General features: G+C 65.6%; 21 protein-coding genes. 19 read left to right on the forward strand and 2 right to left on the reverse strand.

The genetic code is table 11. The features are described from left to right. Window positions 1-8 precede the first annotated feature (8 nt). Complete coding sequence (locus tag IM760_RS03815; protein ID WP_204427198.1) at window positions 9-2,003, reverse strand: carboxylesterase/lipase family protein; 1,995 nt, start codon at window positions 2,001-2,003, stop codon at window positions 9-11. Window positions 2,004-2,250: 247 nt separating this feature from the next. Here IM760_RS03815 and IM760_RS03820 point away from each other — a divergent pair, with 247 nt between their 5' ends. From IM760_RS03820 to IM760_RS03865, 10 genes are all read left to right on the forward strand, one after another. Then, a complete protein-coding gene (locus IM760_RS03820; protein ID WP_204427199.1) occupies window positions 2,251-3,063 on the forward strand; it encodes a helix-turn-helix domain-containing protein in 813 nt (270 codons plus the stop codon). A 103-nt stretch (window positions 3,064-3,166) separates the two neighbouring features. Next, window positions 3,167-4,552 carry a diguanylate cyclase gene (locus IM760_RS03825; RefSeq protein ID WP_204427200.1) on the forward strand — a complete coding sequence of 462 codons (1,386 nt, stop codon included), beginning with the start codon at window positions 3,167-3,169 and terminating at the stop codon, window positions 4,550-4,552. Between the two features lie 84 nt (window positions 4,553-4,636). Beyond that, the gene (locus IM760_RS03830; protein ID WP_204427201.1) at window positions 4,637-5,305 is read left to right on the forward strand and encodes an alpha/beta hydrolase; all 669 of its coding nucleotides are present in this window, start codon (window positions 4,637-4,639) and stop codon (window positions 5,303-5,305) included. Window positions 5,306-5,398: 93 nt separating this feature from the next. After that, on the forward strand, window positions 5,399-5,821 hold the full coding sequence (locus IM760_RS03835) for a hypothetical protein (RefSeq protein ID WP_204427202.1): 423 nt from the start codon (window positions 5,399-5,401) through the stop codon (window positions 5,819-5,821). 33 nt (window positions 5,822-5,854) lie between these two features. After that, complete coding sequence (locus IM760_RS03840; RefSeq protein WP_204427203.1) at window positions 5,855-6,247, forward strand: Imm10 family immunity protein; 393 nt, start codon at window positions 5,855-5,857, stop codon at window positions 6,245-6,247. 61 nt (window positions 6,248-6,308) lie between these two features. Further along, window positions 6,309-7,124, forward strand: a complete 816-nt coding sequence (locus IM760_RS03845) for a nucleotidyltransferase domain-containing protein (protein ID WP_239549590.1) — start codon at window positions 6,309-6,311, stop codon at window positions 7,122-7,124. Further along, complete coding sequence (locus IM760_RS03850) at window positions 7,121-7,741, forward strand: immunity protein Imm33 domain-containing protein (RefSeq protein WP_204427204.1); 621 nt, start codon at window positions 7,121-7,123, stop codon at window positions 7,739-7,741. The genes IM760_RS03845 and IM760_RS03850 overlap by 4 nt, the downstream gene beginning before the upstream one ends. 126 nt (window positions 7,742-7,867) lie before the next feature. After that, window positions 7,868-9,052, forward strand: a complete 1,185-nt coding sequence (locus tag IM760_RS03855; protein ID WP_204427205.1) for a zinc-binding dehydrogenase — start codon at window positions 7,868-7,870, stop codon at window positions 9,050-9,052. Beyond that, window positions 9,049-10,095, forward strand: a complete 1,047-nt coding sequence (locus IM760_RS03860) for a proline racemase family protein (RefSeq protein ID WP_204427206.1) — start codon at window positions 9,049-9,051, stop codon at window positions 10,093-10,095. Before IM760_RS03855 ends, IM760_RS03860 begins: the two co-directional genes overlap by 4 nt. Before the next feature lie 121 nt (window positions 10,096-10,216). Continuing rightward, window positions 10,217-10,573: a thioredoxin family protein gene (locus IM760_RS03865; protein ID WP_204427207.1), complete on the forward strand. Its 357-nt coding sequence runs from the start codon at window positions 10,217-10,219 to the stop codon at window positions 10,571-10,573. A gap of 48 nt (window positions 10,574-10,621) precedes the next feature. On the opposite strand, the gene IM760_RS03870 is transcribed toward IM760_RS03865, so the two are convergent. Continuing rightward, a complete protein-coding gene (locus tag IM760_RS03870) occupies window positions 10,622-11,674 on the reverse strand; it encodes a porin (RefSeq protein WP_204427208.1) in 1,053 nt (350 codons plus the stop codon). Between the two features lie 662 nt (window positions 11,675-12,336). On the opposite strand from IM760_RS03870, the gene IM760_RS03875 reads away from it, so the two are divergent. From IM760_RS03875 to IM760_RS03915, 9 genes are all read left to right on the forward strand, one after another. After that, window positions 12,337-13,119: an IclR family transcriptional regulator gene (locus tag IM760_RS03875; RefSeq protein WP_204427209.1), complete on the forward strand. Its 783-nt coding sequence runs from the start codon at window positions 12,337-12,339 to the stop codon at window positions 13,117-13,119. A 4-nt stretch (window positions 13,120-13,123) separates the two neighbouring features. Next, complete coding sequence (locus tag IM760_RS03880; protein ID WP_204427210.1) at window positions 13,124-14,491, forward strand: amidohydrolase family protein; 1,368 nt, start codon at window positions 13,124-13,126, stop codon at window positions 14,489-14,491. 27 nt (window positions 14,492-14,518) lie between these two features. Next, window positions 14,519-15,262, forward strand: a complete 744-nt coding sequence (locus tag IM760_RS03885) for an ABC transporter permease (RefSeq protein WP_204427211.1) — start codon at window positions 14,519-14,521, stop codon at window positions 15,260-15,262. Then, window positions 15,262-16,065: an ABC transporter ATP-binding protein gene (locus IM760_RS03890; protein ID WP_204427212.1), complete on the forward strand. Its 804-nt coding sequence runs from the start codon at window positions 15,262-15,264 to the stop codon at window positions 16,063-16,065. Before IM760_RS03885 ends, IM760_RS03890 begins: the two co-directional genes overlap by 1 nt. 39 nt (window positions 16,066-16,104) lie before the next feature. Continuing rightward, window positions 16,105-17,100, forward strand: a complete 996-nt coding sequence (locus tag IM760_RS03895; RefSeq protein WP_204427213.1) for an ABC transporter substrate-binding protein — start codon at window positions 16,105-16,107, stop codon at window positions 17,098-17,100. Window positions 17,101-17,179: 79 nt separating this feature from the next. Next, entirely contained in the window at window positions 17,180-18,073 is an 894-nt protein-coding gene (locus IM760_RS03900; RefSeq protein ID WP_204427214.1) for an alpha/beta hydrolase, read from the forward strand. A gap of 34 nt (window positions 18,074-18,107) precedes the next feature. Continuing rightward, window positions 18,108-18,455, forward strand: coding sequence for a nuclear transport factor 2 family protein (locus IM760_RS03905; RefSeq protein WP_204427215.1), 348 nt, complete (start codon window positions 18,108-18,110; stop codon window positions 18,453-18,455). Window positions 18,456-18,542: 87 nt separating this feature from the next. Next, window positions 18,543-19,454: a DODA-type extradiol aromatic ring-opening family dioxygenase gene (locus tag IM760_RS03910; protein ID WP_204427216.1), complete on the forward strand. Its 912-nt coding sequence runs from the start codon at window positions 18,543-18,545 to the stop codon at window positions 19,452-19,454. 30 nt (window positions 19,455-19,484) lie between these two features. Beyond that, entirely contained in the window at window positions 19,485-20,294 is an 810-nt protein-coding gene (locus IM760_RS03915; protein ID WP_204427217.1) for a DODA-type extradiol aromatic ring-opening family dioxygenase, read from the forward strand. Window positions 20,295-20,369: the final 75 nt, after the last annotated feature.

Genomic DNA, 20,369 nt, shown 5'->3' on the forward strand with positions numbered 1-20,369 from the left:
ATTGTTCGTCAGTCGTCCAGTACCGCGCCCAGGCCGCTTTTCACCTCGGCGTCGGCGCTGATTTCCACATAGCTTTCGGTGGCCGCGTCGTAGAGCGGGTAAGTCAGCTCGCCGGCGATGTCCGGGCTGCCGGTTTTGGCGAAGTTGGTCCAGATGGTGAGCATCCGGTCGATCACCTGATCGTCGGTGGCGTCGAAGCCCGCCGACGCCAGAATGTCCGCCGGGTCGCCCTGGGAGCCGCTGACGCCGTTGCCGTTCAGGTCGCCGATCACCAGTGACTGGCCGGTGGCCGGGTCGATCACCAGCCCCAGCAGGTAATGGGTGACCACGCTCTCCTTCATATTGAAGGTGTAGGCCAGTTCCGCCGCGTGGTAGGCCTGCACGCCCCGGGCTTTCCAGCCGGCGGGCTGGTGGGTGAAGTAAGTGGCATAGTGGTTGGCGGAGCACAGCGGCGCCATCCAGGGGAAGACGTTAATGGCGGTGCCGGTGGGGTCCGGCGTGTCGTTGGCGTTGACGCTGAACATAAAGGGCACGTCGTTCTGGTTGCCGGACTCGAACGCCACCCGCTCCGTGTAGGGCAGGTAGTGATTGTCCACATTGGTATAGGGCGTCAGGGTGGCGGCGGCGGCCACCACCTGGCGCCAGTCCGCGGCGCGCATGTCCGCCAGGGACGCAGCGCCCAGGTTGGTCTGCAACTGGCTGCCGATGGCTTCCGCGTCGGCCAGGCTACGGGTGTCGGGGATCAGGGTGCCGCTCTGGCTGATGGCCCGGTGGAACAGGCCGGCGGCCCGGGGCGAGGCCATCAGCGACAGGGTTTTCCGGCCACCGCCGGATTCTCCGAAGATGGTCACGTTGTCCGGGTCGCCGCCAAAGACGGCGATATTGTCCTGGACCCACTCCAGGGCGGCGATCAGATCCATCTGCCCGTAGTTGCCGGAACCGTTGTAGCCGCTCTCCGCGCTCAGGTCCGGGTGGGCGATGTAGCCGAACGGCCCCAGCCGGTGATTGACGGACACCTGCACCACGCCCCGGCTGGCCATTGCCTGCGGATTGTTGAACGGATGGGTGTTGCTGGTCAGGGCGGTGAAGCCGCCGCCATGGAACCAGACCATCACCGGCAGTCCTTCGGCGTCCTTGGGCGCGGTCACGTTCAGGTACAGCGAGTCCTCACTCATGCCGCCTTCGCCGAAGCGTTCCAGGGCGGTGTTCTGCGCCGCCTGGTCGCTCCAGGCCACCGCCTGGCGCACCCCCTGCCAGGGCTCCGGCGCCACCGGCGGCTTCCAGCGCAGCGCGCCCAGGGGCGGCCGGGCATAGGGGATGGCCAGATATTGCCAGGTGTCCGCGTTGCCCTCGAAACCGAGCAGCCGGCCGCCGGTGGTGGCCACCTCATGGCGGGGGCCGGCGGCGCGCTGGAAGGTGTCGCGGGCGTCCGCCGCCGAGGTCAGGGGGCGCGGACGCGGATCGGTGTCGGAGAAGGCGCCGGCCTGTTCCAGGTCCGTGACGACGCTCTGCAAGGCGCTGTTGAAGGCCGCGCTGTCCTGGGCCGGGTCCAGGCTGGCGGCGGCGTTGGAGACACGCTCACGGATGGTGTCGGTAAGCTGAATGCCGTTATTGAGATCGCCGTCCGCGTCGAGGCTGTGCAGCAGGATCAGGGTGTGCACCACCGGTGTATCCAGCGCGACGGCGTTGTCGCCGCCCAGGCCCGTTTCGGTGACCCGGGAGGCGGCGGTGGCCTGGCCCAGGGTCAGGTCGCCGATGGCGAAGGTCAGCCCGCCGTCGCCCTGGTAGACGAAGCGCCCCTGGTCGTCGGTGGTGCGCACCGGCCCGTCGCCCTGGCGATAGTCCAGGCCGGCCACCGGAATGGCGCCGAATACGCCGCTGCGGGAGGCCGGGCCGGCATCGTGGTCCGAGGAGGAGCCGCCGCAGCCGGCCACGGCCAGGGCCAGGGAGGTGAGGGCGATGGCGGCGCCACCCCGGCGTCGTTGAATAGCGTTTCTTTTCATAATGATGAGTCCCTGTTTGTTGTTTTGTTCGGGAATGAGAGCCGGTGCGCGGTGCCGATGAGGCAGGGGCCGGCGTTTCCTCTCTGTGGGACGGTTAGGTTGGCCCAAGCGGTGGCGGAAGAATTGAACGGTTTTGCCTCGCCCTGCCGGACGCCCTCCGCCGCACCGCAAAAACGTACAAGGTTCGCCGTTCCGGACATCGGCTATGATGGGGCGGCGGGGCGCGTCGATGTGACGGAGAAGTGCCATGACGTTGGGAAACGTGGAAGGCGGCGGGTTCGGGCGGCTGTCGCACCGGGTCAAGGACAACGTGTACATGATCGGGCGGCGCGGCTTTATCTATACCGCGCCCTGGATCGCCACCGGCACCACCCGGCCGCCGTCGGCGGCCTTGCTGCTGGCGGTGGGGTCGGGACGTTTCAGTGTGCGGGTCGGCGACGGTGAGATCGAGGCCGGCGCCGTGCTGGTGCCGCCGTTCGTGCCCCGTGCCCTGAGCGCCCGGGACGTGCCGGTGGTGGGCTTCCACGTGACGCCCAGCGCCGGTTGCTATGCGGCGCTCGGCCAGTTGATGGCGGGCCGCGTGCGCCCCCTCGAGCGGTCCTGGTTCAGCGGTTTCGACGACGACCTGGACGCTCTTTTTCACGGTCACTTTCCCGCCGGTGGCGCGCCGGCCCTTTACCAGGCGGTACTGCGCGAACCGTTCGATCATCTGGAAGCGCCGCCCCGGGGAGACCCCCGGGGAGAGCGTATTCGAGCGCTGCTCGAACAGCAGCCGGAGCTGACCCTCTCGCAACTGGCCGATCAGTTGGGCATGTCGTATTTCTGGGCGTCGCGGCTGATGCGCGAGGTGTTCGGCATGTCGTTGCGCGATTACAAAGCCTGGCGCAAGCTGCAGCGCGTGTTTGAACTGCTGCACTCCCGGCGCAGCCTCACCGACATCGCCCACGCCGCCGGCTTCACCGATTCCGCGCACCTGTCACGGACCTACCAGCGCTGGTTCGGCCAGCCGCCGTCCTACAGCCGCAACCGCAACCACGTACGGATTCTGCGTTGCTGGTAACCGGGTGAATCCTTGCCGTGCGTGCCCGGTTGCCCGGGCTTTGACAAAGGCCCCCGAACGTTCAAGCATTGCAGCCAGTGTGAACGCGAAACGGGCAAACCGTATGCTCCAAGGATCCTCGGCCACCCTGGCCCATGTGTCGCCGGCGTTGCTGGCGGATTTCTTTGACCACTTGCCGGAGGCGGTGGTGGTGACCGACGCGGACCGACGTATTCGCTACGTCAATCCGGCGGCGGAGGCGCTGTTCGGCTACCACGGCCCGGAATGGATCGGCGAGGAAACCGCCATGCTCTATGCCAGCAGGGACGATTTCCTGGAGCAGGGCCAGAAGCGCTATAACCGCTTTAGCCGTGTCGGCATGCAGGCGTACCGGATCCGTTACCGGTGCGCCGATGGTACCGTGTTTCTGGCCCATACCTCCGGCGGGGCGATGCGTGACGAACGGGATCAGTTGCGTGGTTTTATCGGCCTGATCCGGCCCACCGAAGCGGCGGAAAAAACCGTCGATACCTTGCAGCGTCTGCACGCCATCACCGCCAGCCCGGCGCTGGACGAAGCGGCGCGGATCGATGCGATTCTGTCGCTGGGCGCGCGCCACTTCGGGCTGGACCTGGCGGTGCAGTCCCGGATCCGGGGCGAGGACTTTCGTGTCGAGCATTGTCTCGATCCCTCCCACGGCATCAATCCGGGGGATTCCTTCGAGCTGTCCGGCACCTACTGCGTGCATACCCTCAAAGCCCACGAGCCCATCGGCTTTCATCACGCCGGCGAAAGCGAAATCCGCGTGCACCCCTGCTATCGGGATTTCGGCCTGGAAGCCTATATCGGCTGTCCCATTCAGGTGGAGGGCGAGGTGTACGGCACCCTGAATTTTTCCTCCCGGAACCCCTGCCGTCCGTTCTCCCGGGACGATCTGATCTTCATGCAGTTGCTGGCGGACAGCGTGGGGCATGAGATCCATCAGCAAATCATGCGCAAGCAGCTCAGTGCCCAGGCGCGCACCGACGTGCTCACCGGTCTGGCCAACCGGCGCGCGGTGATGGAAACCCTGGAATGGCAGGTGGCCCATTCGCAGCGCTCCGGTCTGCCGCTGACCGTGCTGCTGCTGGATCTGGATTATTTCAAACGCATCAACGACACCTGGGGCCACGGCGCCGGTGACGCGGTGCTGCGAGCCTTTGCCCGGCTGCTGATGGACGTCGGCCGGGAGGTGGATGTGTGCGGGCGCCTGGGCGGCGAGGAGTTCATCCTGATGCTGCCGGACACCACCGCCGAAGGGGGCCGGGCGCTGGGCCAGCGGCTGCGCGAACGGCTTGCAGGCACCGCCATGGCGGTGTCCGCCGACCAGCGCATCACCGCCACCCTGAGTGGCGGCCTGGCCGCGCTGACCGGCGACGACACCGTGGAAAGCCTGCTCAAGCGCGCGGATCTGGCGCTGTACACCGCCAAGCAGGGCGGTCGTGACCGCATTTGCGAAGCGCCCTCCTGAGCCATCGGCCGTGCGCCGTTTCCCCGACGGCGCCGGGGCGCCGTGCTAGCATGCACGCCCTTTCACGCTGCAATCGGGTGTCTGATGAGCGCTTCCCGCGAAACCCTGGACCTTGACGGCCCGGCGGGCCGCCTGCGGTTGACCCTGGATCATCCGCCCGGGGCGCCCCATGGGCTGGTGCTGGTGGGTCACCCTCAGCCGGTGCTGGGCGGCTCGCCGCGTCATCCGGTGCCCCACGCCCTGGCCCGCGCCCTGCGCGACGCCGGCTGGCTGACGGTGCGCCCGGCGTTTCGCGGCGTGGACGGCTCCGACGGTGAACACGACGACGGGGAGGGCGAAACCGACGACACCCTGGTGATGATCGACGCCCTGCGTGCCCGCTGGCCCGACCTGCCGCTGGCGCTGGTGGGGTTCTCGTTCGGTGCCTGGGTGTTCGCCCGGGCGGCGGCGCGGCTGGAATCGCCGGTGGCGGCTCTGGCGCTGCTGGGCTTGCCGGTGGGGCAGGTGCCCGACGGCCGCTTCTACGCGCCGGTGACGGTGCCCGCCGATGCCCTGCTGCTGCACGGCGAAGACGACGAACGGGCGCCGCTGGCGGATCTGTTGGCGCACCTGCGCGCCGACCGCCACCCGGTCACCGTGTTTCCGGGGACCGACCACTTTTTCAAGGGTTGCCTGCCAGCGGTGGCGGCGCGGGTGGTGGATCATTTGCGGCTGGCGTCAGGAACGGCCGGTGTTGCACCGGCGGATGCGTGAAGGTGGTACCCTGGAGCTTCACGAACCCGGCGGCACTTTCCCGACCTGACGCCGGAACATCTGAATGAGGAACACTGATGGGAGCCACGCTCGATGAGCGATGAACAATCCCCCTGGCGTTGCGCGCGGGGCCGACCCTACGATCCGTTCCCTGTGCTGGATGCCCTGGCCGCCGGCGACGCCGGGGCGCTGGAGCGCCTGCGCGATCATCTGGTGCACGACGGCGCCGTGGGCACCGCCTCCTACGCGGCGGTACCGCGGCTGGTGGACGCCGGCCAGCTGGCGCTGGTGGCGGCCATCGAACTGGGCCGCGAGGAAGAGGGCGCGCCCTCGCTGCCCACGGCCCTGCGTACGCCCTATCTGCGCGCCGTGGAGCATGCCCTGGAGCGGGTGCCCGGCGACAGCGAGGGCCTGCAGGCCTGGTACTCCCTGCACGCCGCCCGGCGCGGCCATCGCGAGCTGGCGCGGGCGCTGCAATTCATGGATCGACGCGAAATTCTCGCCCGCCACGGCTGAGCCAGACGCCAGGCCGACGGCAAGGAGCCAGCTATGAACGCAACCCGGGTTACCTTCCACGCCCGCTCCGTGGTGCTCGATCATCCGGAAGGCTTCTGCTATTTGCTCGGTTTCGCCGACGACCCGGAAAACCCGGAGCGCTACCTGGTGCTGCAGCGCGACTTCGAGGCCCTGGAAGCGGTGGAAGAGGCACCCGGCTATTACCTGGAATGGTGCGATCCGGAGCACGGCGGTTGGGGTGGCGTGGACACCGTGACCCAGACCGCCGACGCGGTGACGCTCACCTTCGAAGCGGCGGTGGGAGAAATGCTGGGCCTGCGTTGTCTCACCATCACCTTCGACGCCGGCGGCGTGGACGACGCCACCCTGTCGGCACGGCTGGAACGGATGTTCCGCGACTGCGGGGTCCGCCTGTCCCTTCTTTAATTTCGTTCGCAGGGAGCGCACGGTATGGACCAAGCCCCTAAACAGCAGCTCAAGCAAGATTATGATGAACGGTCCTGAACAAACGGCGATCACGCCGGCGGTGCGCGAAGAGATCATGGCGCGCCTGGCCGCCGCCGAGCGCGAACACGGCGTGCGCATTCTGATGGCGGTGGAATCCGGCAGCCGTGCCTGGGGCTTCCCGTCGCCGAACAGCGACTATGACGTGCGGTTCGTCTATGCGCACCCGCGCGACTGGTATCTGTCCCTGGATGTGGAAGACCGCCGGGACGTGATCGAGTACGAAATCACCGACGACATCGACCTGAACGGCTGGGACGTGCGCAAGGCGCTGAAGCTGTTCGCCAAATCCAATCCGTCCTTCGTGGAATGGATTCAGTCGCCCATCGTCTATCGCGACGAGAGCGGCTTCGCCGAGCGCGCGCGGACGCTGCTGCCCCAGGTCTACGCGGTGGACAGCGGCGTGTTTCACTACCTGAGCATGGCCGACAAGAATTATCGTGGCTATCTGAAGGCCCAGCTGGTGCCGCTGAAAAAATACTTCTACGCCCTGCGGCCCCTGCTGGCGATCCGCTGGCTGGAACGCTTCCGCACCCCGGCGCCCATCGAGTTCGACCGGCTCCGTGAACTGGTGGCGGACAATACTCCGGTGAACAAGGACATCGAGCGCCTGCTGGCGCGCAAACAGCGCAGCCAGGAAAAGGAATTCGTGCCGGCGATGCCGGCGCTCAACGACTTTATCGAGCATGAACTGTCCCGGTTCTCCCGTTATCAGGCCAAGGGCGACGCGCCGGCCGGCGGTGAGGCCACGGCGCTCGATGCTTTCTTTCGCGACTGTTTGCCCGGAGAGGCCCCATGACCACACCCAGCTGGCGGCTGGACGATGTTCAGGTGATCGCCAACGAAAACCCTTACACGTTCCATAAGCCGTCGGCCACGGCGGTGCAGAGCCTGATGCCCGGTGACCGGGCCAGGCTGCTGTTCCTGTTTCACTCGGACGACCCGGACGCGCCCACCGGCGAGCGCCTGTGGGTGGAGATCGTGCGCATCGAGGAAGGCGTGTTTCATGGCCGGCTGGATAACCCGCCTCTCCATCTCCAGGATCTGGCGCCGGGTGACGCGGTGCGTTTCGAGGCCCGGCACATCATGGACGTGAGCGTGGACGACCCGGAGCCGTCGCTGGCGAAGCGTTACGCGGCCCACTGCCTGGTGTCCCGGGACGCCTACGTGGAAGGCGGCAACGTGGGTTTCATGTATCGCGAGCAACCGGTGGACGAGAACGACAGCGGCTGGTGCTTCATGAGCGGTGAGGAAAGCGACGCCTACCTGAACGACCCGGCCAACGTGCTCAATCTGCCGCTGGGCGCGATCCTGGCCGAGGACGACAGTTTCGTGGCGTTGCTGTCCTGGCCGCCGGAGGTGGCCTTCGAGCGCACCGAGGACGGCACCTTCCGGGAAGTATCGATGCCCGAGTAGGCGACACCGGCGCGGAGCCCACGGATGGGGCAAAGCGCACGGTTCGGGGCCTTGAAATTCCCGCTCGGGCTATCAGGTGAAGGGGAAGCCATCCCTTAAGCAACCCATCGCGCAAGGAGGTCGAGTATGGTTGCCCCCGTCGAAACCCATCCGTTGCCCGATCGCCAGGCGGCCATGGTCCTCACCGGCCATGGCGGCCTGGACAAGCTGGTCTACCGCGAAGACCTGCCGGTACCACGTCCGGAGCCCGGACAGGTGCTGGTGCGGATCACCGCCACCGCCAAGAACAACACCGACCGCAAGGCCCGCGAAGGGCTCTACCCCACCAAGGACCGGGACGAAGTGGCGTCCTTCCAGATGGGCGGTTCGCCGACCCTGACGTTTCCTCGCATCCAGGGCGCCGACGTGGCCGGCCGCGTGGTGGCGGTGGGCGAGGGCGTCGACGCCGGCCGCCTCGGCGAGCGCGGGCTGCTGGACTTCAACCTGTACCCGGACGCGCGCCGGGATCTGAACCTCACCCCGGACTATTACGGCCACGGCGCCGACGGCGGCTTCGCCGAGTACATCGCGGTGCCCGCCGACCAGTTCCACGCCGTGGGGCGGCCGGATCTGGCCGACGCGGAGCTGGCGGCCCTGGGCATGTGCTCTTACCAGACCGCCTACCACATGCTCACCGCCGCCGGCGTCGGGGCCGGCGAACGGGTGCTGGTGACCGGCGCCAGTGGCGGCGTGGGCACGGCGCTGATTCAGCTGTGCCGGATTCTCGGTGCCATTCCCTATGCCCTGAGCACGCCGGACAAGGCCGAGGATCTGCGCGCCCTGGGCGCCGAGGCGGTGCTGGACCGTTCGCGCATGGACGACTTCACCGAGGCGGTCAAGGCGGTGACCGGCGGCGCGCCGCTGGACGCGGTGATGGATCTGGTGGGCGGCGCCTTCACCGACCGCTTTATCGACGCCATGATTTTCGATATGGCGGCGCGCAACAGCTATCCGAGGCTGAGCATCGCCGGCGCCAGCGGTGGCAACGTCAGTGAGATTCTGTGGACGCGCATCTACCTCTATCAGGTGCAGGTGTTCGGGGTATCCCACGGCACCCGCGAGGAGGCCGAACAGCTGATCGACTGGATCCGTGACGGCGCCCTCAAGCCCGTGCTCCACGGTGCCTTCCGGCTGTCCGACCTGCACCGGGCGGAACGCTATTTCGTGGAACGCGGCAGCCGCTTCCTGGGCAAGATCGTGATCGTGCCCGATGCCCAGTGGGAGACCCATGGCGCGCCGTTCGCACTGCCCGGGCAAGAGGACGCGCCATGAAGGACCAGCTGACGCTGCAACTGCTCGACACCCACGCCGGCGGCGATGTGAGCCGCATCGTCACCGGTGGGGTCGATCCGCTGCCCGGCGACACGGTACGCCAGAAAATGGAATACCTGCGGGACGACGCGGATGGCCTGCGGCGGCTGTTGCTGGAGGAGCCCTATGGCGCGCCGGAAATGTCCGTGGACCTGATCGTGCCGGCGTCGGACCCGCGCGCGGAAATCGGCTACATCATCATGGAGGTGATGGGCTATCCGATCTATTCCGGGTCCAACACCATCTGCACCGCCACCGCTCTGCTGGAGAGCGGACTGATCGCCAAACGCGAGGGGCTGCAGAGTTTCATGCTGGAATCGCCGGCGGGGCTGGTGCACATCGACGCCCGGGTGGAGAACGGCCGGGTGGAGGCCATCACCTGCGGCGGCCTGCCCAGTTACATCGACACCTACCGGGCTTCCATCCATGTGCCGAGCCTGGGCGACGTGACGTACAGCGTGGCCTACAGCGGCGGCTTCTACGCCCTGTTGGACGCCCGCGAGCTGGGCTTTCATCTGACCCGCGACGAGGAGGCCGACCTGGCCCGCTGCGCCGGCGCCATCGTCGAGGCGATCCAGACCCGGCGGGGCTTCTCCCATTACGCCCTGGGCGACGTGGGGCCCTTGCCCTTTCTGCATTTCATGGGGCCGGAGGAGCGGGTGGCCGACGATTATTACCGCTCCCGCTCCGCCACCTACGTGCACCCCGGTGTGATCTGCCGCAGCACCACCGGCACCGGCACCTCGGCGCGGCTGGCGTTGATGCACCATGAAGGGCGCATCCGGCCCGGCGACCGGCTGGAAACCGTATCGCTGCGGGAGTCGGGCTTCGTCGGTGAGTTTCTGGGAGTGGACACCCTGGGCGAGCGCGGCCACGACGTGGTGCGCAACACCATTACCGGCAAGGCGCACATTCTGGCGCGCTCGGAGACGGTGGTGAACTGCGACGATCCGATGGTCTCCTGCGCCGGGCTGCACCACATCCTCTCTTCCCGGTCTTTATAGTGTTTTGCAAACCCCGGGTTTCCGTGGGCGGTGGCGGGCTGCACACTGAGTGTCACATCGCATGCTTCACATCGCGCGTTCCCATACCGCGTAACACGGCTGAACAACGAAAGGAGGCACCATGTACAGCGCTGAGTACGCCACCAACCACCCGACCCGTGACGAAATCCAGGGCATTGTCGAGCCCACCGTGCTCGAGTTCGGCAGCCCGGACTGCCCCTACTGCCAGAAAACCGAGCCGATGGTGAAGGCCGCCTTCCAGGACTTTCCCGGTATCAGCCACGTCAAGCTGGCGGATCACGAGGACAAGATGCTGGGCCGCGCGTTCAACGTGGACAAGTGGCCGACGCTGATCTTTATTCAGGAAGGTCGGGAAGTGAGCCGCCTGGTGCGGCCGGAGAATGAGGACGCGATCCGCGACCGCATGGAAGACATCGACGCCAATCCGGCGCGCAGTGCACAAAGCGGCGGCTCCTGAGGGAGCCGCCGAAAAGTGGACCGATAGAAGTGGATTCGCCCGGGCGAATCAGAACTTGAAGCGGCTGCCGACGCCGTAGGTGTTGCCGTCGCCGGTGTCTTCCAGGTCGTCGTGCATGTAGGCCACGTACACGTCCAGCACTTCGTTGAACGGGTAGTCGTAGCCCACGGTCCAGGTGTCGCGCTCGGTGTCGCGGCTGCCGCTGTAGTCGGTGTTGGCGTAGGAGGCGAGGGCGAAACCCTTGCCCACCGGTACCGACACGCCGGCCTGGCCGGTGTCGGTGTCGATATCGCCACCGGCGGTGCCGGTTTCCAGCTGCTGCCAGGACGCGAACACCTTCACCACGCCGAAGTCGTAGCTGGCGCCGGCCATCAGACCATCCTGTTCCAGGGCGCCCAGCGCGCCCGCATCCCCCACGCCGCCGTTGGTGTCGATGGCGCCTTCCTCGATGCTGTGACCGGCGGCGGTCAGCATCAGTCCGCCGGCGCGGTAGGTCAGGCTGCCGCCCACCCGGTTGGCGCCGCTGTCGCCTTCCTGCTCGCCGAACGCGTACATCAGATTGGCGGTCACGCCGCCCATGGACGGTGAGGTGTAGGACAGCGCGTTGGCCCAGGCGGAGTCACCGGCGATGGGGCCGTTGTTACCCCCCAGGAAGGAGTGCTGAATCAGCGGCGAGAAGCCGAAGGCGCCGCCGAACGGGTTGGAAATCAGCGTCGGCACGAACATGGGCGCGGTGCTGCGGCCCGCTTTCAAGGTACCGAAATCCCCCACCACGCCGATATAGGCATTCCGGGCGAAGAACTCGTCACCGCCGTAGCGGCGGTCCTCACCGGTGTCCGGGCGCAGGAAGCTTTCCACCACGGCCACGCCTTTCATGCCATTGGGCAGGTCGGTGCTGACCTTGGCGCCCAGGAAGGAAGTGGTAAAGCCGCCGGCATCCAGCTTGGCGGTGCTGCCGTCGCTGCCCGGCAGTTCCTTGCTGCCGGCCCAGACATCGAGCACGCCATAGAAAGTGGCGTCGGTGTCGGCATGGGCCAGGCCGCTGAGCGCGGTCAGGGACGTGGCGGTCGCCAGCAGGGCGGTGTGCAGAGTGCGTTTCATGAGTGGTTCCTCTTATTCGAATGAGTCATGCGGGCCGGATCAGGCGGTCCGGGTCACCGCTTTTCTTCTTGCATACAAGAATCGTCATTATCGGGCTTGGCACGTCTCCCGTTGTCCAAATCAGCCCGTTTTGGTGCACTCCCTGCGAACAAAAGCCTCTCGTGGCCGCTTTCCACTGAGTGTTTTGCGGTCTTTATGGCGCATTCTATGGGGATGTTGGCTCGCTCAGAGCCTTATAGAAGGCTGAAAGGCTTAGTGTTTTTGTGATAACTCACTGTTTTTTTTTGGGTTTTTCTCTCTTTTGTTTTTATGGGGTTGGGGAAAGCTAATCATGTATACATGACTGAATCAAGGTATGCATTGAAACCGTCTTGCCCTCCGGGAACATCGGCGGAAAGAGGCGGACCTTGAGTGAAAGGATGGGATCGGAACAGGGGGAGGTCCCGGCGCCTTTTTAAGGGAAAGTATGTTGCTCTTTTTGTCCGGAAATACAGGACAAAAAATATGATTTATTATTGAGCAGTATCATGGGGCGAACAGGCTTTTTTTAAAAACTCATAAATAACAATGATTTAGCTCTATTTTTCCACATTTGACATCCCGAATTGCTCGCGAGCATGTTAGAGGCATACTTTGCGTGATTCGTCATGTGGGACATAAGAATGAGTAAAGACAACGCTTCCTCACTGGATCGGGTGCTCGACATTCTGCTGCTGTTCGCGGGGCACGGGCATGTGGTGACCCGCACCGAGATCGAACGCCGTTTCGGACTGTCACGCAGCTCCGCCTACCGTTATCTGCACACGCTGCGCCGCCGTGGCCTGATCACCGGCATGGCGCGCAGTGGCGAGTACGTGCTCAGCCCCGGGTTCGCCCGGCTGGTGGCGCTCACCGAGGAGCACGGCCGGGACATGGCCGCCCTGGTGCGTCCCATTCTGCGGGAATTGGCCGGTATGACCGGGGAAACCGCGCTGGTCACCCACCGGGTGGGGGAGCGGGTGCTCTGCGTCGGTTTCCAGGAAGGCCCGCGGGTGGTGCGGGTGGGTCTGGCGCCGGCCCTGGACACACCACTGTACGTGGGCTCGTCGGCCAAGGTGCATCTGGCCCATATGCCGGAGTACGACATTCAGCGTGTGCTGGAACACTGCGCCACCCTGAGCCCGGAGCAGTGGTCCGGCGACGCCGGGCGCCTGGAGCAGGAACTGCGGGACATCCGCGAGCGCGGCTACGCCACCAGCGCCGGCGAGCTGGAAACCGGGGTGTTCAGCACCTCGGTGCCGGTGTTCTGCCACGACGGCTCCCTGCTGGCGGCGGTCACCGTGGCCGCCGTGGGCGACCGGGCGGAGAACCCGGAGCACGGTCTGCTCGACCATCTGCGCATCGCCGCCGCCCGCATCACCCGCGAATGGCCGCGCTCGCAGCACGGCGTACGGCAGGCGGGCTGATCCGATGACCACCACCTTGTTCAGCGGCGGTCACGTACTGACCCAGGACGCCGAAGGCCGGGAATACCGCGACGGCTGCGTGCTGGTCCGCGACGACCGCATCGCCTTCGTCGGCGCCGCCGCGGACCGGCCGATGGAGCCCGTGGACCGGGTCATCGACGTCACCGGCAAGCTGGTGATGCCAGGGCTGATCAATGGCCACTCCCATCTGTGCATGGTGTTCGGCCGCACCCTGGGGCCGGAGAAGCGGCTGCTGGAGTGGCTCGACGTACAGATGCCGCTGATGGCGGCGTTCGACCAGGAAGCCATGTACGTGGCGCAGATGCTGGGTTGCCTGGAGAACCTGAAGAACGGCAATACTTCGGTGGTGGAGAATCTGTTTTCCACACACCCGGAAGGCTATCCGCCGGAAGACGCCGCCTTTCAGGCGATGCGCGATGCCGGCATCCGCGGCACCGTGGCGCGGGCTTTCGAAGGGCGCCATTTCCATCCCGACTTCATGGAAACCCTGGATCAGCAGGCGCGCCGGGTCACCGACCTGGCGCACCGCTGGCAGGGCGCCGAGGACGACCGTCTGCGGCTGGCCATCGGACCGCTGCTGCCCTGGTGCATGACCGAGGAGATGTACCGGGAAACCCGCGCCCTGGCGAACGATCTGTCCCTGTGCCTGCACATGCACGTGGCGGAATCACCGGAATTCAATCAGCTGATCGCCCGGCATTTCGGTCGCGATATCCGCCAGGTGGAACTGCTTGAGGAAACCGGTTGCCTGGGGCCGGACGTGCAGGTGGCGGCGGTGTCGGATGTGTCCGCCCACGAAATCGAGCTGCTGGCGCGCAGCGACACCCGCGTGCTGCTGGACCCGCCCACGCGGCTGTTCTGGGGCACCGGCTTTCCCGCTCTGAAACCGTTCCTGGACGCGGGGCTCACCTGCGGCCTGGCCACCAACGGGCCGGCCGCCAACTGCGGCCAGGACCTGTTCGAAAGCATGAAATACGCCTGCGCCACCGCCAAGACCGCGGCCAACGATCCGCTGGCGCTGAGCCGCCACCGGGTGCTGCGCATGGCCACCAGCGAGGGCGCCCGCGCCATCGGCCGCGACGGCCAGACCGGCCGCCTGGAAGCCGGTTTGAAAGCGGACCTGATCACCGTCGATCTGCGGCAACCGCACCTGACGCCCAACCTGGATACCGCCGCGGCGCTGGTGTTCAGCGCCAAGGGCACGGACGTGCGCGATGTGATGGTGGACGGCCGGTTGCTGATCGAGAACCGCGAGCCGCTGTTTATCGACGAGGGCGCGTTGCTGCGTCAGGCCGAACAGATCGCCCGGCGCTGCCTGCGCGCCGCCGGACTCTCTCACTTATGTCCATAAAAAATCCCTATCAATAAGGAGAATTCAGTGTTCGTTAAGGTGGGATCCATCATTGCCGCGGTACTGGCGTGGCTCGGGCTGTCCTTTCTGTTTCCGGAAACGATTTTGCCCGGGCCCTTTCAGACGACAATGGTGCTGGCGGAAAACTTCGCCAACGGGGAAATTTTCCAACACCTGTTCGCCACGCTCGGGCGCGTCCTGGGGGGCCTGGCGCTGGCCATGGCCATCGGCATCCCGGTGGGCGTGATCATGGGCGTGAACCGCTTCGCCGAGAAAACCCTGGATATCTGGGTGATGGTGGCGCTGACGGTACCCAGCCTCTGTTATGCCATCTTCGCGTTCATCTGGATCGGCCTCAACGAAACCGCCGCCATCGTCGCCATCGGCCTCACCTCGGCGCCCTCCATCGCCATCAACCTGTGGGAAGGGGTCAAGAACATCGACACCCGCCTGTTCAAGATGGCCAAGGTTTTCAATGCGTCGCGCTGGGTGATCATCCGTCGCGTGCTGTTCCCTCAGGTGCTGCCTTACATCATGGCGTCGCTGCGCTTCGGCCTGGGCATCGTCTGGAAAATCACCGTACTGGTGGAGCTGCTCGGGCGGCCGGACGGTGTCGGTTTCGAACTCTTCTACTGGTACCAGCTCGCCGACATGCAGCAAGTGCTGGCGTGGACCCTGCTGTTCACCATCGTGATGCTCTTTATCGAGCTGGTCATCCTGCAAAACATGGAGCGCAAATTGTTCTCCTGGCGTCCCAAGGTGAAGATCTAATGGATAAAGGAATCAGCATCAAAGGCCTGGTCAAGGAATACCCGGGCCACCGTCAAGGCGAACGCGGGCATCGCGTGCTCAACGGCCTGGACCTGTCCATCGCCGACAACGAATTCGTCTGCATTCTCGGCCCGTCCGGCTGTGGCAAGTCCACTCTGCTGAACACGCTGTCCGGTCTCGACAACGACTACAGCGGCGAGGTGAGTTTCGGCGGCCGTCCGGTGGGCCGCAACGGCAAGCCGCCGGTGAAGATGGGCTACCTGTTCCAGGACCCGCGCCTGCTGCCCTGGCTGACCGCCGAGCGCAACGTGGACTTCGTGCTGGAAAACTCCGACGTGCCCAAGGCCCGCTGGGCGGAGATCAAGAACCACTATTTCGCGCTCACCGGCCTGGAAGCCTTCCGGCATCACTACCCCCATGAACTCTCCGGCGGCATGGCCCAACGCCTGTCCCTGGTGCGCGCCCTGGCCATCGAGCCGGACGTGCTGTTCATGGACGAGCCGTTCAGCGGCCTTGATGAACTCACCGCCCGGCGCATGCGGGTGGACCTGCTGGACATCTGGAGCCGCACCGGCAAGACCATTCTGTTCATCACCCACAACAGCTATGAGGCCACCTTCCTGGCCGACCGGGTGGTGGTGCTTTCCCAGGGCAACATCCGCGAGGAGATCCGCGTGGAGGTGCCCCGTCCGCGGGATTACGACGACCCCGCCCTGTTCGATATCAGCAAACAGGTGTCCGCCAACTTTATCGCCGCCGCCGAAGAAGCGGAGCGTGCGCGCCTGGAACAACAGGCCGGCTGACGCCGGCCCTACTACAACGAGTACTTCGGGAGCATACCGATGAAACACGAAAAATCGCAGATCAAGGCAGTACTGGGGATTCCTCTGTTGATCGTCGCCTTGGGGTCGCTGGCGTTCGGCGCTCGCGCCGACGACACGCCGATTCGTCTCGCCGACATGGCGCAATCGCTCAACGGCATCGCCTCCCAGGTGATGATCGACCAGGAGCTGGACCATAAATACGGCGTGGACGTGAGCTACAAGGGCTACCCCACGCTGGACGGTCTGTTCAACGCCATCCGCGGCAAGCAGGTGGACCTGGGCTTCGGCGGCTGGACCGGCTTCGCCCAGTTCCGCGCCCAGGGCTATCCGGTGGTGAACATCTTCCCGGTGGGCCGGGGCGCCACCCTGGACGTGCTGGTGCCCACCGACTCCGAGCTGCAAAGCCTGGACGACCTGAAAGGCAAGCGCGTGGCCTCCTACGCCGGCGCCGCCGGCACCGCCACCGTGCTGCTGCGCGTCATGCTCAATGATTTCTACGGCTTCGATCCGGCCGCCACCGGCGATCTGCAATACGTGGGCCCGGGCATCATCCCGGCGCTGCTCGACAGTGGCGACGTGGACGCCGGCCTGCTGTTCGATCCGCTGGCCACCAAGGCCATGGCCTCCGGCAAGTACCGCAGCATCGGCAACCTGGGTGACCTCTATAAAGAGAAAACCGGCGACGATTTCCTGTGGATTTCCCTGGCCACCAACGACGACTTCGCCCGGGCCAACCCCGAGGCACTGGCCGGCTTTCTCAAGGGCTGGGTGGACGCGGTGGAGTACGTGAAAAGCCACCCGGCCGTGTTCGAGGCCTACGGCAAAAAGCTGGGTCTGGACCAGGCCGGCATCGACCAGCTGGCGGAACGCGTGATCCGTGACTACGCCACCACCTGGAACGACGACTACATCAACGGCCTGAAGGCTTTCGCGGAGCGTGCCAGCCGGGTGATGGACAAGGGGTTCCTGGACGAGCTGCCCGAAGAGGCGTTCTCCACCCGATACGCCCCTTGAGCTGATGCGGTCCGGCGGGGTGCTTGATACAGGGAGCCCCGCCGGTCCTCCCTCTGAAACCAAGAAGGAAATACCTGAAATGTCTTTCGATGATCTTCCCGACCAGCCGCCGATCTACCCGCGCGAAGCCGAGGACTACGCGCGGGAGGCGTTGGACCGGTCCCACCAGGCGGCGGCACGGGTCAGGAATCATATGGACATCCGCTACGGCGATGATTACTGGCAGAAGGTCGACATCTATCTGCCGGACGACGCGGCGCTCGCCGATTTGCCGGTGCTGCTGTTCGCCCATGGCGGCGCCTGGACCCACGGCTATAAGGAGTGGCTGGGGCTGATGGCTCCGGTGATCGTCGAAACCCCGGCGATCTTTGTGTCGGTGTCCTATCGCCTGGCGCCGGAATGTCGCTACCCGGGGCCGCTGGAAGACTGCATCGCGGCGCTGGCCTGGGTGCACGACCACATCGCCGACTACGGGGGCGACCCGGACCGGCTTTACGTGGGCGGACACTCCGCCGGTGGTCACCTGTTCGCGCTGGCGGCGCTCAAGCCGCACCTGCTGGCCCGGGCCGGTCTGCCGGCCAACCTGATCAAGGGCTGCCTGCCGATCTGTTCCCAGCTCAATCTGGCGTTCGACGATCCGGCGCCGGGCAGTGGCGAGGCGCGCATCTACGAGATGTTCCTGGCCGATCGAAAGGACGACCGGGACGCCAGCCCGCTGCACAACATCGGCCCCAATCCGCCGCCGTTCTTTATTGCCCATGGCGGAGAGGACTTCCCGCGCATTATCGAAAGCAACCGGCTGATGATCGCCGCCTTGAAGGAGACCGGCGCGGCGGTGCGCTCCCATGTGGAGCCGGGCGCCACCCATTTCGGACTGGCCCTGCAGATGGAGAACCCGCAGTCGCCGGTGGTGCGTACCCTGCGCGACTGGCTGTCGAACGGACCGTCCGGTTTCGACGGGCCCCTGCACTGAAGCCGGCCACGGGGCCGCGAAACGGAGAGCAATGATGGCACGTTCCGACACGGTGAAACGCTACCTGGGCGCCATGGAAGCCGGTGACCTGGAAACGGTTCTCGGCTGCTTCGAGGACGACGGCACGGTGGTCTCGCCGGTGTACGGCCAGGTCCCGGTACGGCCTTTCTACGAAAAGCTGTTCGCCGACACGGTGCGCGCCGGGGTCCGTCTGGAGCAGCTGTATTTCAGTGAGGACGGCGCCGGCATCGCCGCGCACATCGACTATTTCTGGGAACGCCAGGACGGGTCCCGAATGCACGTGGACATGGTGGATCTGTTTCGATTCCGCGCGGAATCGGAACGCATTGAGCGCCTGTCGATCGTGTTCAAGCCGTCCTGAAAGGCGGCTCGCAGGAAGCGCTTTTTTGTCGCTACCGACGACCCCGCGCCAACAGAAAGCCGGGGCCGATAACCAGGAGAAACTGTCATGAGTCAAGGCAAGATCGTAGGCGGCTTCGTCGCGCCGCATCCGCCCCATCTGGTGTACGGCGAGAATCCGCCGCAAAACGAAGCCCGTTCCGAAGGCGGTTGGGAGCCGCTGCGCTGGGCCTATGAGCGGGCCCGCAAAAGTCTGGAGGAGATGAAGCCGGATGTGCTGCTGGTGCATTCGCCGCACTGGCAAACCCTGGTGGGCCACCATTTTCTCGGGGTGCCGCACCTGGAAGGCAAATCGGTGGATCCGATCTTCTCCAACCTGTTCCGCTACAAGTTCTCCCTGGACGTGGACGTGGAACTGGCGGAAGCCTGCTGCCAGGAAGCGGCGGCCATGGGCCTGACCACCAAGATGATGCGCAATCCCAAGTTTCGCGTGGACTACGGCACCATCACCACGCTGCACATGATCCGCCCCCAGTGGGACATTCCCATCGTCGGCATCTCCGCCAACAACTCGCCCTACTACCTGAGCGTGGACGAAGGCGTGGAGCAGATGGACACCCTGGGCGTGGCCACCCGCAAGGCCATCGAGAAGAGCGGCAAGCGGGCCGTGCTGCTGGCCTCCAACACCTTTTCCCACTGGCATTTCCACGAAGAGCCCGATGTCCCCGAGGACATGTCCCGGGAACACCCGCAGAGCTACGAAGGCTACAAGTGGGATATGAAGATGATCGAGCTGATGCGCCAGGGCAACCTCAAGGAAGTCATGCGTCTGTTCCCGGAGTGGGTGGAGGAAGCGTTCGCCGAAGTGAAATCCGGCGCCTTCCCCTGGATGTTGTCGGCCATGGGGTACCCGGAGATTCCCGCCGAACTGCACGGCTACGGCACCGTGATCGGTACCGGCAACGCGGTGATGGAGTGGAATCTGGAAAAGGCGGAAGCCCGCGACGCGGCGGTGGCCTGAGCCGGCCGCCCACAGACGAGGAGAACAAAGATGACCGTTGTATCCGCTTTTCTGGTGCCCGGCAGCCCGCTGCCGTACCTGCGTCAGGACAACCCGCCCTGGCAGCCGCTGGCCGCCGGTTATGAAAAAGTCCGTGACGCCCTGCAGGCCTCCAAGCCGGACGCGCTGCTGATCTATTCCACCCAATGGTTCGCGGTGCTCGACCAGCTGTGGCAGGCGCGTCCGCATCTGACCGGCGAGCACGTGGACGAAAACTGGTACGAGTACGGCGACCTGACCATCGACCTGCGTTCCGACACCGATCTGGTGGACGCCTGCATCGCCGGCTGCGCCGACATCGGCATCCGCGCCAAGGGCGTCAATTACGACCACTTCCCGGTGGACACCGGCACCATCGTCGCCAACAACTTCGTCAACCCCGGCGGCAAGATTCCGCTGGTGATCGCCGCCAACAATCTCTACCACGGCCCCGGCGAGACCGAAAAGCTGGCGGCCATGGCGGTGGAGCAGGCCGACAAACAGGGCAAGCGCCTGGCGGTGCTGGCCATCGGTGGCCTGTCGGCGGCCTATTTCGACGAGGAGATCGACATCGCCGACGACCGCATCCGCCATGACGCGGACGACGCCGCCAACCGCCAACTGCTCGACGCCCTGGCCAACGGCGACCGGCGCTCCGCCAGTGAGGCCCTGGGCCGTTTCAATGAAGGCACCAAGGCGGACATGGGCATGAAACACCTGTCCTGGCTGTTCGGCGCCACCGGCGACTTCAAGGGCGCGCGGGTGCACGCCTATGGCCCCACCTACGGCGCCGGCGCCGCGGTGGTGGAATTCAATTTGTAACCTTTCGATCGCGCTCACGATCCGCGCGGCCCGCGGGCCGCGCCTTTTTTTCGACGCGATCCTCGCCTTCTTCAG

Source organism: Alloalcanivorax marinus, from assembly GCF_016906305.1.
GTDB lineage: Bacteria > Pseudomonadota > Gammaproteobacteria > Pseudomonadales > Alcanivoracaceae > Alloalcanivorax > Alloalcanivorax marinus.

Excerpts from the sequence above, each read along its gene's own strand:
- IM760_RS03815 (WP_204427198.1), bottom strand. The coding sequence starts at position 2,003 with ATGAAAAGAAACGCTATTCAACGACGCCGGGGTGGCGCCGCCATCGCC.
- IM760_RS03820 (WP_204427199.1), top strand. The coding sequence starts at position 2,251 with ATGACGTTGGGAAACGTGGAAGGCGGCGGGTTCGGGCGGCTGTCGCAC.
- IM760_RS03825 (WP_204427200.1), top strand. The coding sequence starts at position 3,167 with ATGCTCCAAGGATCCTCGGCCACCCTGGCCCATGTGTCGCCGGCGTTG.
- IM760_RS03830 (WP_204427201.1), top strand. The coding sequence starts at position 4,637 with ATGAGCGCTTCCCGCGAAACCCTGGACCTTGACGGCCCGGCGGGCCGC.
- IM760_RS03835 (WP_204427202.1), top strand. The coding sequence starts at position 5,399 with ATGAGCGATGAACAATCCCCCTGGCGTTGCGCGCGGGGCCGACCCTAC.
- IM760_RS03840 (WP_204427203.1), top strand. The coding sequence starts at position 5,855 with ATGAACGCAACCCGGGTTACCTTCCACGCCCGCTCCGTGGTGCTCGAT.
- IM760_RS03845 (WP_239549590.1), top strand. The coding sequence starts at position 6,309 with ATGATGAACGGTCCTGAACAAACGGCGATCACGCCGGCGGTGCGCGAA.
- IM760_RS03850 (WP_204427204.1), top strand. The coding sequence starts at position 7,121 with ATGACCACACCCAGCTGGCGGCTGGACGATGTTCAGGTGATCGCCAAC.
- IM760_RS03855 (WP_204427205.1), top strand. The coding sequence starts at position 7,868 with ATGGTTGCCCCCGTCGAAACCCATCCGTTGCCCGATCGCCAGGCGGCC.
- IM760_RS03860 (WP_204427206.1), top strand. The coding sequence starts at position 9,049 with ATGAAGGACCAGCTGACGCTGCAACTGCTCGACACCCACGCCGGCGGC.
- IM760_RS03865 (WP_204427207.1), top strand. The coding sequence starts at position 10,217 with ATGTACAGCGCTGAGTACGCCACCAACCACCCGACCCGTGACGAAATC.
- IM760_RS03870 (WP_204427208.1), bottom strand. The coding sequence starts at position 11,674 with ATGAAACGCACTCTGCACACCGCCCTGCTGGCGACCGCCACGTCCCTG.
- IM760_RS03875 (WP_204427209.1), top strand. The coding sequence starts at position 12,337 with ATGAGTAAAGACAACGCTTCCTCACTGGATCGGGTGCTCGACATTCTG.
- IM760_RS03880 (WP_204427210.1), top strand. The coding sequence starts at position 13,124 with ATGACCACCACCTTGTTCAGCGGCGGTCACGTACTGACCCAGGACGCC.
- IM760_RS03890 (WP_204427212.1), top strand. The coding sequence starts at position 15,262 with ATGGATAAAGGAATCAGCATCAAAGGCCTGGTCAAGGAATACCCGGGC.
- IM760_RS03895 (WP_204427213.1), top strand. The coding sequence starts at position 16,105 with ATGAAACACGAAAAATCGCAGATCAAGGCAGTACTGGGGATTCCTCTG.
- IM760_RS03900 (WP_204427214.1), top strand. The coding sequence starts at position 17,180 with ATGTCTTTCGATGATCTTCCCGACCAGCCGCCGATCTACCCGCGCGAA.
- IM760_RS03905 (WP_204427215.1), top strand. The coding sequence starts at position 18,108 with ATGGCACGTTCCGACACGGTGAAACGCTACCTGGGCGCCATGGAAGCC.
- IM760_RS03910 (WP_204427216.1), top strand. The coding sequence starts at position 18,543 with ATGAGTCAAGGCAAGATCGTAGGCGGCTTCGTCGCGCCGCATCCGCCC.
- IM760_RS03915 (WP_204427217.1), top strand. The coding sequence starts at position 19,485 with ATGACCGTTGTATCCGCTTTTCTGGTGCCCGGCAGCCCGCTGCCGTAC.